The sequence below is a fragment of the Neisseria sp. P0022.S010 genome (assembly GCF_051956635.1).
Window position 1 is genome coordinate 1 of record NZ_JBQCXF010000066.1, and the last position, 12,274, is coordinate 12,274.

Annotated in this window: 8 protein-coding genes and 1 pseudogene; 3 read left to right on the forward strand and 6 right to left on the reverse strand. The window is 47.9% G+C overall.

From position 1 onward, the window contains the following. From ACTHUT_RS08330 to ACTHUT_RS08340, 3 genes and pseudogenes are all read right to left on the reverse strand, one after another. Positions 1 to 111: pseudogene (locus tag ACTHUT_RS08330) on the reverse strand (inorganic diphosphatase); the annotation flags it as partial. A gap of 84 nt (positions 112 to 195) precedes the next feature. Beyond that, positions 196 to 660, reverse strand: coding sequence for a dihydroneopterin triphosphate diphosphatase (gene nudB / locus ACTHUT_RS08335; protein WP_440385767.1), 465 nt, complete (start codon positions 658 to 660; stop codon positions 196 to 198). 137 nt (positions 661 to 797) lie between these two features. Continuing rightward, on the reverse strand, positions 798 to 1,451 hold the full coding sequence (locus ACTHUT_RS08340; RefSeq protein WP_440385766.1) for a phosphoesterase: 654 nt from the start codon (positions 1,449 to 1,451) through the stop codon (positions 798 to 800). 85 nt (positions 1,452 to 1,536) lie between these two features. Between ACTHUT_RS08340 and ACTHUT_RS08345 the strand changes: the two genes are divergently transcribed. Further along, complete coding sequence (locus tag ACTHUT_RS08345) at positions 1,537 to 1,980, forward strand: RpiB/LacA/LacB family sugar-phosphate isomerase (RefSeq protein WP_440385765.1); 444 nt, start codon at positions 1,537 to 1,539, stop codon at positions 1,978 to 1,980. Positions 1,981 to 2,067: 87 nt separating this feature from the next. On the opposite strand, the gene ACTHUT_RS08350 is transcribed toward ACTHUT_RS08345, so the two are convergent. The 3 genes from ACTHUT_RS08350 to ACTHUT_RS08360 all read right to left on the reverse strand — a co-directional run bounded on the left by ACTHUT_RS08350 (position 2,068) and on the right by ACTHUT_RS08360 (position 5,861). After that, positions 2,068 to 2,628 carry a hypothetical protein gene (locus ACTHUT_RS08350; RefSeq protein ID WP_295701282.1) on the reverse strand — a complete coding sequence of 187 codons (561 nt, stop codon included), beginning with the start codon at positions 2,626 to 2,628 and terminating at the stop codon, positions 2,068 to 2,070. A 93-nt stretch (positions 2,629 to 2,721) separates the two neighbouring features. Beyond that, positions 2,722 to 4,200, reverse strand: coding sequence for an RNA ligase (locus ACTHUT_RS08355; protein WP_440385764.1), 1,479 nt, complete (start codon positions 4,198 to 4,200; stop codon positions 2,722 to 2,724). A gap of 86 nt (positions 4,201 to 4,286) precedes the next feature. Continuing rightward, positions 4,287 to 5,861: a vWA domain-containing protein gene (locus ACTHUT_RS08360; RefSeq protein ID WP_440385763.1), complete on the reverse strand. Its 1,575-nt coding sequence runs from the start codon at positions 5,859 to 5,861 to the stop codon at positions 4,287 to 4,289. Between the two features lie 1,029 nt (positions 5,862 to 6,890). Here ACTHUT_RS08360 and ACTHUT_RS08365 point away from each other — a divergent pair. Together ACTHUT_RS08365 and ACTHUT_RS08370 are read left to right on the forward strand one after the other, a co-directional pair. Further along, positions 6,891 to 7,646: a tRNA(His) guanylyltransferase Thg1 family protein gene (locus ACTHUT_RS08365; RefSeq protein ID WP_440385856.1), complete on the forward strand. Its 756-nt coding sequence runs from the start codon at positions 6,891 to 6,893 to the stop codon at positions 7,644 to 7,646. Between the two features lie 22 nt (positions 7,647 to 7,668). After that, a partial coding sequence (locus ACTHUT_RS08370) for a RecQ family ATP-dependent DNA helicase (RefSeq protein ID WP_440418727.1) occupies positions 7,669 to 12,274 on the forward strand: 4,606 nt, incomplete at its 3' end.

Here is a 12,274-nt window from a genome sequence, read left to right on the forward strand (position 1 = left end):
TTTGCGGTTCCATTCGATTTTGTGGTTGCTGCCCGCAGGGATTTCGTTGACAACGTTGATGATGCCGCCGTCCACGTCGCCCGGGGTCAGGATTTTGTTGAAGTCTGCCATGATGGTTTCCTTTGATTTTAAAGAGAGTCAAACGGCGAAAGTATAGCAAACCCAAGGCCGTCTGAAAATGTGAAACTGTCGTATTCAGACGGCCTTTTTGGCATTCAGCCTTTTGACCAGTTCTAAAATTGCGCGTTTATTGGAAGGCGAAAACACTTTTTCCGCCGCTTCTTCTGCACCAAACCAACCATAGGCAACGTGTTCGTCCGGTTGCAGGACGATGGGCGTATCGTGCGGAATTTGGGCGGAGAAGATGTGTTCGCGGTTTTCAAAAACGCCTTTGGGATAGCGATGGCGCCAGTGATGATAGATTTCATAAACGGTGCTGTCATGCCAGTTTTCCAGCTGTCCGTCTGCAAGGCGGATACCGGTTTCTTCCCACACTTCGCGCCATGCGGTTTCTTCGATACGTTCGCCTTCTTCCAAGCTGCCGGTAACCGACTGCCAAAAACCTTGCGGCGCCGTGCGTTCAATCAGCAGGATATTGCCGTCTTCATCATGCAAAACGACCAAAGCGGAAACGGGATACTTCAAAGGCTTGCCGCTCATGACTTACCCTTGCCGGATTGATTGGGGAGGCTGATTTTTTGTAGTAAGTAAGCCGAAAGGTTTTCCATGTCTCACTCAAAAATGGGAAATTGATATTCAGACGGCCTTTGCCGGAAATCCGCAAAGGCCGTCTGAAATTATACCTGATTTAACTGTGCCAGTTTCCAAGACACCAGCTCAGCCGCTTCTTCCGGCGAGTTGGCCTTCAATCCTGCTTCGCCAAAATACGAAATTTTAGGCAACTCACACAAAAACTTATCGACATCTTCTACCGTCAAAAAGCGGCCGTGCAAATCGAATCCGACATTTAAAGCACGCCCTTTGATTTCCGCCACCCTATCATGCAAATGACCGTACAAGTGATACCAGCCCTGATAACAGCCGTCCCATTCCTGAATCGGATAGTGAAAGAGAACCAGCGTATTCTTAATTTCCGGCAATTTGAGTTTCATATACGGCCGTATGGACGACAGCAGCGGATGGCCGTCATGCTTGGTTTGGCTGCGGAAAAAATCGGCATGCTGCCGAATCACATGATCATGATTGCCATAAATCAAGTGATGTTGCCCGTTTAAACGCGACAAAACGCGCTCTATCTGCTTATGGTCGTGTGCAAAGGAAAAATCGCCCAAGTTGTACACCGTATCTTCAGGCGTAACGGTTTCATTCCATGTCTGAATTAAAAATTCATCCATCTGCTCCACGTTATCGAACGGTCGAAATTGCGGGCAAAATTTGGCGATGTTTTTATGTGAGAAATGTAGGTCTGATGTGAAGTAGATTTTTCTCATACCGTGCTTTCTGCGTTGCAGGCTTGAATCGTATCACGCGCGGGCGTATGCTGAACAATGTTTTTATGTGCTTCAAGGAGTTCGTATGCGTTTGGTTATTGCCGCGCCGGCCAACGGCGCAATATTGAAGGACACGCTCAAAGCGCATCTGCAAAACGACCCGCGCGTCAGCAGCTTGGTCGATTTATCCTCGCCCGAAGGGACCTATCCGCAACTCTCGTTTGCCGCGGCCGAAGAAGTCGCGGCAGGACGCGCCGACCGTGTGCTGTTGATTTGCGGTACCGGCGTGGGTACGGCGATTGCCGCCAATAAAGTGCGCGGCATACGGGCGGCGACGGCACATGATTTGCTTACCGTCCGCGGCTCGGTGGAGAACTATAACGCGCAGGTTTTATGTATGGGGCAAAACGTCATCGCCGCGCCTGCCGCTTGGGCATTGGTCGATATCTGGTTGGATTTGCGCCACGACACAAGCAGCGGCTATGCGCCTAAGGTTGGCGAAATCGAAGCGTATGAGCGCGGAAAATAAATACGCGTTGCTCTATATATTTTCAGACGGCCTTGTTACGTTTCGCTTTAGCAAAACCGGTAAGGCCGTCTGAAAATATTTAAACGCTTATTTTCCTTTTTTATTGCAAGGATGTCCTGCGCTGTTGTCGCAGACGCGTAAATTGCGCAAATGCATGACGGCATTGGTCAACTCGGCCTTCGTCGGCTCGTAACGGAAAGCATATTGCTTCACGTACAAAGCTTCGTTACCCTGTACGGCTTTTATCCAAGTAAATTCAGGTTTGCTGGTTTGCGGATTGTTGGCGCAAAACAACATCACCAAGGCGAATGGATAGCCGTTTTCCTCACCTGCCGTTATTGGGTTGACACTACTTTGCGGACAGGCATTCTGCCATGATGCTGAAAGATTGCCGAAAAACTGCTCAACACCCGGTTTCATACCTGCCATGGATTGCAGCGTGACCATTTGCGTCCAGTCTTCCACAGTCTGTTTCTGCGGCACAAGTTCTATCAATGTCACACCATTTTGCGCGGATTGATAGCCGACTTTAAAGCCTTTAGGCGGAGCGCCGAAAGACCCAAATTCCTCAGCCTGCGCAGTTTGAGCAGCCAACGGAAGCATGGCGACGGCGAGCATCAGTTTCCTAACGATACTTGTTTTTTTCATTGTTTTTTCCTTGTTCATTAATAGAATGGAGGATGAAACAATCCATCCGCCATCGTCATACTAACACAATCATACGGTATTTTTCAGACAGCCTTACAACTGTCTCAAAAACGCCTGAATATACGCGATTTTATCCAATTCCGGCATAGCGTTGAACGCTTCCTGATGCTCGTGGATATAGTCGATTAAAGGATAAAATTCTTCATCAACATGGCGTTTGTCCAGTTTGCGGCCGATATTGCCTTCGTTGCTTCGTCCCAGAAACTTGGAAATCAGGTAATACGGCGATTTGAGTTTGAACAGCATTTCGCCGTTTTGCGCATCAAACACCATAAAACCTTCATGTTCCACGTTTTTCAGACGGCCTTTCAGCTCGCCGAACGTGATGTTTTTCAGCATTTCGGGACGACGGATGCCGTATTGTTTGCCGATTTCGTCCAATTCCGCTTCGCTAAACTGACGGCCGGTCGCCACATCAATGCAGCCGATTAAGGTTTCGCCCAATGCTTCGCGGATGATGTGTACGTCTTTCGCGTCTGTGATTTCAAACAAAAAAGTGTGGTTCGGATAAGCGCGGAACAGGGTTTCGTATTGCGCGCAGTGTGCGGCGGTCATGTCTGCAAACGCGCTATCAAGCGAACCGGTGGTCGAATACAGCACTTTGCCGTTAAACGAAGCGCCTTTAGACGGATGGTCATCTGAAAGCGAGACGAAAGTGCAACAGCCGAGGAAGCCGTTTACTTTTACGACCGCATCTACCAATCTATCGTCGCTGATTCGGATCGGATAACGGCTGCCTTTGGCAATACGCTCCGAATAATTGAACACTTTTTTAAACGGACGCACGATGATGCGGTTGTGCGCATCGATAATCAAACCGCGCATTTCCAGCAAAGCATCATTAAATCGGTTGTTATAGAACACGCTGCGGGCGTATTTCAACACGCGCAATTCAGGATAACGTTTGGACACTTTGGCAGTAAAGTTACGGCTGTCGTGTTGTAGATAGTGATCGGTCACAAAGGTTTGCTGCACCTCATCAAACACCAGCGGCTTATGCTCGATAGCCTGCATCTGTTCAATTTTTTCTAACTGCTCCGCATTTGCCGGCTGCACGGCCTCGATGTGGATTTCGTTTGCTACTCGGTTTTGATTCAACTTGATATATGCCGCCAACACGTCATGCTCTTTCACACCGTGCAGGTTGGGATAGAAATTGTGCAGTCGGTAGACTTCTGTTTCAAAACCGCTTTTTTTCGCCAGATCCAATAAATGACGGCAACGCGAAGCTTTTTGGTTGGTATTGGAATGAATGATCAAAATATTTCGATTCGGATTTTGACGTCCAAGTCTCAAGGTTTCAGTCATCAAAGCATTACCGCGTTTTTGCGCCTTATCCACCGCTTCGCCCGACCAACGATACTCACCGTATTCATCGGTAATAAACAAATCGTTTTCAATACGGACCACTTCCGCATCCGGATACTGCGCTTTAAATTCGGCGGCTTTTTGTTCGGCAAACGTCGATTTTCCCGAACCTTGATGACCGCGGATTAAGATAAATTTTTGCATTTTGTTTCCTTATTCTTTTTCTCAGTCTTCCCTGACTGAATAGGCCGTCTGAAATATATTTCTACTTTTTTCAGACGGCCTTAGCTTCAGTTCACAGCTGCCAACGGCGTTTTCTCAATCTCATCTACCCAGAAATCTGTACCCATACCTCGTTCGGCAAAGGAACCAATCAGGGAGAATACTTGATCGGAGAAGCCGCCGATGTTCAAGATATCCTGACGGTTTCGTGCTTGAGCCTTGGTGTAGGGCTGGATATCCAGACAAACGAGTTTAGCTTCTGGACAACGTTGTTTCAGAATATTCCACTCTTTCATCAGGCTGGTTGTTGCGCCCCATCGTTGGCTGTCATCTGCCCAACTTTCGTTGTCTGATACGATGACGACCAAATCCACGTCGGCTTTTTCACGGTTCAGCATGGCGAGCGGTGCACTGCATGCCGTTCCGCCGCCGCCGATATTGGCGAGTTTTTCGGCGTTGGTCATGATGCTGTCGCGTGGGTTGAGCTTCACGTTTACCGTGATTTGTTCAAACGGTATCACGCGGGCTTGCGGATTCGTACGCAACATGGCGGCGGACACGAGCGCGGCAATGTCGATGCAGCGGGTTTTGCTGGTCGCGCTGCCGCGATAGCCTGTAACCGAGCTGTGCATAGAGCCGGAAACGTCCGGACAAACCACGACTTTGCCTTGGATTGCCGGTACGTTTTGTACAGCGGTTTCCATCGCATCTTGCAGGGCTTCGCGGATTTCAAACGGCATCTGTTCGGATGTTGCCTGATACGCGGTCAGCAATTGGTAAGGCAAGACGCGGGCGCGGCGGATGGCGGCTTTGTCGCGCAGTTTTTCTGTCACCATTTTGATGTTTTTGCTTTTTGCAAACACATCGTGGCGCAGGAATGTGTTCAGGTTTTGGCGAACCTGCTGCCATGAGCCGTTGCGGGCGATTTGCGCCCAGTCGCCGCTGTTCAATTCCAACGCAGTGAGCATTTGGAACGGAACGTCGGGCAATGCGCCTTGGCGGCTTTGTTTGTAGTCTTCAAAAGCGCGGGTGATGGGCGGCAATGCTGCACGGTCGTACGGTTTGCCGATGAGCCACGCAAACCAGGCTGCACGCCATGCTTCACGCGGTTTGGGATGCACCATTTTGACCACATCCGCCAGCGACGGGGCGTTGCCGATAGCGGCGTTCAACAATTGTTTTTCGGTGGCGGTCAAAAGCCAGGTCTGCATCAGTTTTTTCGGACGGTTGCCGAAGGATTTTCTGCCGACCGCGCCGCTTCGGATGATTTGCGCGAAGTTGCGCAACATTTTACCGTTGTCCGCCACTTGGTCGAATACGCGGGCAAGCATGTTCACGTCTTTTTGCGCCAACACGGCAAGCAACAGCGCGGGCATATCTTTCATGAAACCTTTTTGACGGGCGTACACGGCGGTTTTGGCGATAAACTCGGCATCCAGTTGTTCCGCCAATTCCAATACTTGCTCAAGCTGGTCTTGCGCATCGGTGTAGTAGGTGCTGTTCAGGCAGCCGGTGGCGGCAAGTTGGGCCAGCTGTTGTTTGGGCGTCAGCGTGTAGGCGATGCCGCCGGCTTCGTTATAAGTGTCGGTTTTAGTCAAACGGTTTTTAATAGATTGAAACAAGGTAGTATTAGCCATTTTCATTTTCTTTCATATTGTTGGTTTGAGGCCGTCTGAACTTGTTTTAGCTTTGTTTTTCAGACGGCCTTGAATGGGTGGCAGCATAGCGGCTAAAGATGAAGAGAAACGGTTTTAACTGAAAGCTAATGTACTCTCTTCCGGGCATCCGCCTGCTGCCGTAGGGCGACTAGTTTAATTAGGATCATTCAGGTTTGTAGCAAGGAAGGAATGTAATCCTAATGGCATTCACCCATAAGGGGTGGTACATTGGGCAACAAAGAATGGAGAAATTTTTACGCGCTCTATCCACTGAGCTACTCTGCCATTGTTGGCGGCAGAGACGGGACTCGAACCCGCGACCTCGAGCTTAGCAGGCTGTAATTCCTCCGGCATTTGCCGTTTGCACCGAAAACGGTTTTTATATCGGCCCGCCTGAATATTTCAGACGGCCTTGAATGGGTGGCAGCATAGCGGCTAAAGATGAAGAGAAACGGTTTTAACTGAAAGCTAATGTACTCTCTTCCGGGCATCCGCCTGCTGCCGTAAAAATAATATGGCACGCAACAAGTTTTTCAGGGAAACATGCCTTGGCTCTACCAACTGAGCTACTCTGCTATTTGAAACAACAGAGACAGGACTCGAACCTGCGACATAAGGATATCCATGTTGTAGTTTCCCTAGGCATTTGCCTGCCATATTGAAAAGGGTGGGCGACTAAATAAACAAGACGTTCAACGTCTATCAGACGAGACAGGACTCGAACCTGTTAATCCAAATGTAGTCTTGTCGGCATTCGCCCTGTAACCACACAGCAACTAAATTTACGGAAAATTTTTCTCCGGTAACTGTATTTCCCGAAGCATCTGCTGTATCGTTACATTCACAACATAGCCAACAGCGTGCCAAGAATAAAATTTTTATAAAAATAATTTTTAATCGATTGAATATAAAGAAAATATATTTTTAATTAGCTTTTATCGGCAAGAAGCGTAAAATGCTAAAAAATATATTTATAGATAGTTATATAGAAAATAAAATATAAAAGGATATATGATGAGATTCGATGATTTGGACAAACGCCTGCGACAATACGAAACCGCTTATGATTTTTGCGTACCACAGGAAAATTTTATTGTTGTTCGCTTAGACGGGCGCGGTTTTACACGACTAACCAAGGAAATTTGGCAGTTTGAAGCCCCATTCGACATTCGTTTCCGCGACCTGATGGCACACACCGTCCACCATCTGATGCAGTGTGGTTTCAATGTAGCATACGGCTATTCGGAAAGCGATGAAATTTCACTGTTGCTGCACCGAGACGACAATACGTTCAAACGCAAAACGCGCAAAATCATTTCTGTATTGGCTGGAGAAGCCAGCGCCGCCTTTTCCGTGGCGCACGGGCAACCTGCTGCTTTTGATGCACGGGTTTGCGTTTTGCCGAACGAAAAACTGGTGGTCGATTATTTCCGTTGGCGGCACGAAGACTCATACCGCAACGCGCTCAACGCCCACTGCTATTGGATGTTGCGCAAGAAAGGAGAAAGCGCGTCCCGCGCCACAGATGCCGTCAGCGGCCTGACACGAGCTCAAAAACACGATTTACTGTTTGAAAACAGCATTAATTTCAACGAACTGCCTGCGTGGCAGAAACGTGGCTTCGGTGTGTATTTTCAGACGGCCTTAAAAGAAGGTTTTAATCCGAAAACTAACGAAACCGTACAAGTCAAACGCCAAATCCTGCATACGGATTTCGAGCTGCCGTTGGGCGATGATTACGGCGTGTTTGTCCTGGAAAGAATTGTTTAAATTGTTTAGAGGTCGTCTAAAAATGAATACTGCTACAAAAGGACAAATCCCTGCTGTTCTTATCATTGATTTGGAAGTCGATCCAAAAACCGACAAGCCGTTCAAAATCGGTGCATTCCGCCCCGACTCAGGTTTGTTTTTTGAAAAAGCTTTTCGTGGAGAAAAGGGTTTTCATACCGCCTTGTGTGAAATGGCTCATCTGACCAGTGGATTAAAGTGGCTGATGGGGCACAACATCCTCGGGCACGATTTAAAATATTTGAAGGCCGTAGTACCTGAAGCCGCATGGCTTAAAGTGCCTGTTATCGATACGCTGTGGCTCTCGCCTTTGGCATTTCCGCAAAATCCGTATCACCGACTAATCAAAAACCATAAAATCATCTCTTCTGAAATTAATTCCCCACTTGCCGACTGTCACGCTTGCTGGCAGCTTTTTCAAGACCAATGCATTGCGTTCGGAAAAATCAAAGCCGAAAAGCCCAAGGAGTTTGCGCTGTGGACAGCCCTGTCTGATATACCCCTGCCGTATCGTCTTTCAGAAGACATTATGATTCCCGAGCATGATACATCGCCAGATGTCAAGAAACTGATCGACACTATTTGGTTGATGATGCAGGACAACAATGATCAAGGTCGTCTGAAAGTCTGCCGCACACGTTTTTTGGAATTAATGAAAACTGACATCCGCAATCCTGCCATATATCCTTCCCTCAGCTATGCCTTATCTTGGTTAAATGTCTCTGGTGGTAATTCTGTGTTAGCTCCGTGGGTGAGGCACCAGTTTCCCGATACGGCTCGGCTGATTGCCGAATTGCGCGACCATGATTGCGGTAGTACGGAATGCCGTTATTGTCAGGATACGCTCAATCCTGAGGCGCAGTTACAGCGTTATTTCAAACTACCGACTTTTCGCGATGTAAAAGGATTTGATGGTGGACAACGTGCTGTGGTGCAATCAGGTATGAAGGGGTTGCATACGCTGGCGGTGCTGCCCACAGGCGGCGGCAAATCCTTGTGTTATCAGTTGCCAGCACTCAACCGCTACTACCGCAACGGAGGCTTGACAATAGTTGTTTCACCTTTGCAATCGCTGATGAAAGATCAGTTGGACGGTTTGGAGAAAAAAGGAGCTACCTGCGCTGCTATGCTTAACGGCTTGGTTGAGGTGGTTGAACGCGCCCAAATTTTAGACAAAATAGCTTTGGGCGATATCGGCATTTTGTTTGTCGCGCCTGAACAGTTCCGCAACACCAGTTTTATTAACGCTATTTCGCAACGCCAAATCAACGGCTGGGTATTCGATGAGGCACATTGCCTGTCTAAATGGGGCCATGATTTCCGTCCAGACTATCTATACGCAGTTAAATTTATCGCTGAACACAGCAAAAACAACGGTACGATGGCTCCAGTAAGTTGTTTTACTGCTACTGCCAAACCCGATGTCCTCGCCGACATCACTAACCATTTCCGTGTGGAGGCTGGTATTGAGTTCCGCCAATTTATTGGTGACAACGAGCGCGACAATCTGTTTTATGATGTGCTGGAAATTTCAGATGACCTTAAAAAGCAAAAAATCAACGAACTGTTGCATCGTGAACTTGATCATCAAAGCGGAGGTGCAGTGGTATTTGTCGGGCGGCGGAAAAGTGCGAAAACCTATTCGGATTATCTGAAAGAACAAGGCTGGGCATGTGAGCATTTCCACGCCGGTTTGGGCAACAACGAAAAAGCTGATATTCAAAATCAGTTTATTGGCGGTAATTTGCGCGTTATTGTCGCCACCAACGCCTTTGGTATGGGCGTGGATAAACCTGACGTACGCTTGGTTATTCACGCTGAAATCACCGGCTCGCTGGAAAATTATTTGCAGGAAGCGGGCAGAGCAGGGCGTGATCAGGCAGAGGCAAAATGCGTGTTGCTGTATGACGGCAAAGACGTGGACACACAGTTTTCCATCAGCAAAATGTCGCAAATCGAATTACGCGATTTGAAATCAGTGTGGAAGAAAGTTGGTTGGCTGAATCAGGCGGCATACGGCAAAGACCATTGCGGTGAAATCGTGGCAACAGGTGGCGAAATTTTGCGCGACACCGAGGAGTACATGAGTTTTGACAGCGATGATAGACAGGCAGATACCAAAGTCAAAACCGTATTGGCATGGTTGGAACGTGCAGACTTATTGGAGCGTAAGGAAAATCAAACCCGTATTTTCCCCGCACGCTCAGGTCGTCTGAATCTAGATGAGGCGCTGGCTATTATTGAAAAAAGCAAGTTCAGCAAGCGTATCTCGGAAATTTACCAAACGATTGCCGAAATTGTGTTTAAAGCGCCAGAGGACGCGCCTTTGAGTACCGATGATTTGGTGCAGGCAACAGCATGTAGTTTCACCGAATTGCGAGGTCATCTAAAAAAGCTGGAGGAATTGGGTATCCTTACCAACGATACGCATATGACGATCATTTTGCGTACCGATAACATAAAGCCTGCCGACAAACGTCTGGCACAAGTTATCGCCTGTGAGGAAAAACTCTGGCAGATTTTAAAAAACGAAATTCCAGAAGCAGATCAAGGTATTTGGCAAAACCTCTCATTGAGCGCTGTCTGCCACCAAATGCATGAAGTAGGTTTAGAAACCAATCCTGCTGAAATCAAACTTCTGATGCAGTCGCTTGCCGATGATAAAGCAGCAGAGCGAACAAACAGCAGTGGAAGTTTCCAAATCCGTGATGTTGGCAACAACCTTTTGAAAGTACGTTTCAAGAATCCCCAAAGCAACAGTTGGGAAAACCTACAAAACAATGCCGAACTTCGCCGTAATATCGGTCTGTGCCTTTTACCATTCCTAATGACAAAAACCAATGGAGTGCGTCAAAAAGACGTAATGGTTGAAACCCGTATGGGTGAATTGGTGCAGCAGCTTGCCGACGATTTGGTATTATCGGTACAAATCCCGGCTGACCGTCGCGAGCTTCTGCTCAGGCAGACACTGCTGTTTATGCACAAACAAGGCATTATCAAACTTAACCACGGCATGACCATTCTGAGGCATGCCATGACTATTACACCCAATCGAAAAGCACTCTCAGCTAAACGCCAGTATCTTGCGGAGGACTATAAACCGCTTTCCATTTTTTACGGCGAAAAACGCTTTCAAATCCATGTGATGCAGGAATATGCCCTTCGCGCACTGAAAAATCTTACTGAAGGGTTGAATTTGGTGCGTGATTACTTTGGCTTGGAAGAAAAGAATTTTAAGAATAAATGGTTTAAAGGTCGTCTGAAAGAATTGGACGAGCCTGCATCGCCACAAACCCTGCGTGAAATTACAGACGGGCTGAATGAGATGCAGAAAGCCGTTGTTACCGACCAAAGCGGCAGCAACCGTCTTATTCTTGCCGGACCGGGTTCAGGAAAAACGCGAGTTATTGTACACCGTGTTGCCTACCTTTTACGGGTGCAACATGTTCCCGCATCCGCCATCATTGTATTGACTTTCAACCGTTTGGCGGCGCAGGAGGTCAAGCGCCGCCTGTTCGGACTGGTCGGCCCTCTTGCTACTGCCGTTACGGTTATGACTTATGACGGTATGGCAATGCAGCTTTTGGGTGTGCGCTTTGACGGCAACAACCGAGAATACGGCAAAAGTCAGTTTAAAGAATGGTGCAGGCAGGCTGCCGCTATGCTTTCAGACGACCTTGAAAACGATGATGGTAACGATGAAACACGCGAACGTATCATGGCAGGTTTCCGCTATATTCTGGTAGATGAATACCAAGACATCAGTGAAGAACACTACCGGCTTGTTTCTGCGCTTGCGGGTAGGAAGCGGGCTGAAGAAGACAAGCTGACCATTCTGGCGGTTGGTGACGATGACCAAAACATCTACGCCTTCAATGGCACGAGCAACGAGTACATACACCGTTTCCAAAAAGACTACGACGTTGCCCAACCCGACTATTTGACCTACAACTACCGCAGTACGCAATACATCATCAGCGCTGCCAACAGCGTGATAAACGGTATGACAGGTCGTCTGAAAACACTGCATCCGATTGTTATCAACCCTGAACGTCAAACACAGCCCAACGGTGGCGTATGGGCTGCAACAGACAGCGAAAGGCAGGGGCGTGTGCGCCACATCAGCCTGCCGTTCGGTAGTAGCAGCAACATACAGGCACAAGCTGTTATCACCGAAATAGATCGTCTGAAAACCTTGAGCGAAGTCGCATGGAATGAGATTGCAGTTTTATCCCGTCATAATGCCAGTCTCAAACCTCTGCAGGCATGGTGTGAACAAAACGGCATACCTTATTTTTTGAGTGCCGACAAAAGCAGCAAAATCAAATTGCGCCACACCCGTGAGTTTGTCCGCCTGATTGATGGCGTGGAAAAACAAACCGAAGGCTTTACATCACAAGCTTTTGCAGAACTTATTAGCGAACAAGTGAAAAAAAGCGGTGGCAGTTGGTGCGTTTGGTTTAGGCAATTACAAACTGATTTCTTAAACGAATATCCACTGCAAGATGAGAAGCTACCTGAAAAGTCGGATAACCTTGCAGAGAGTCGTGAGGCAGAAATCCAAGCGTCGCCCATAGAAGACAACGGGTCGTCTGAAAACGGTAGTGGCA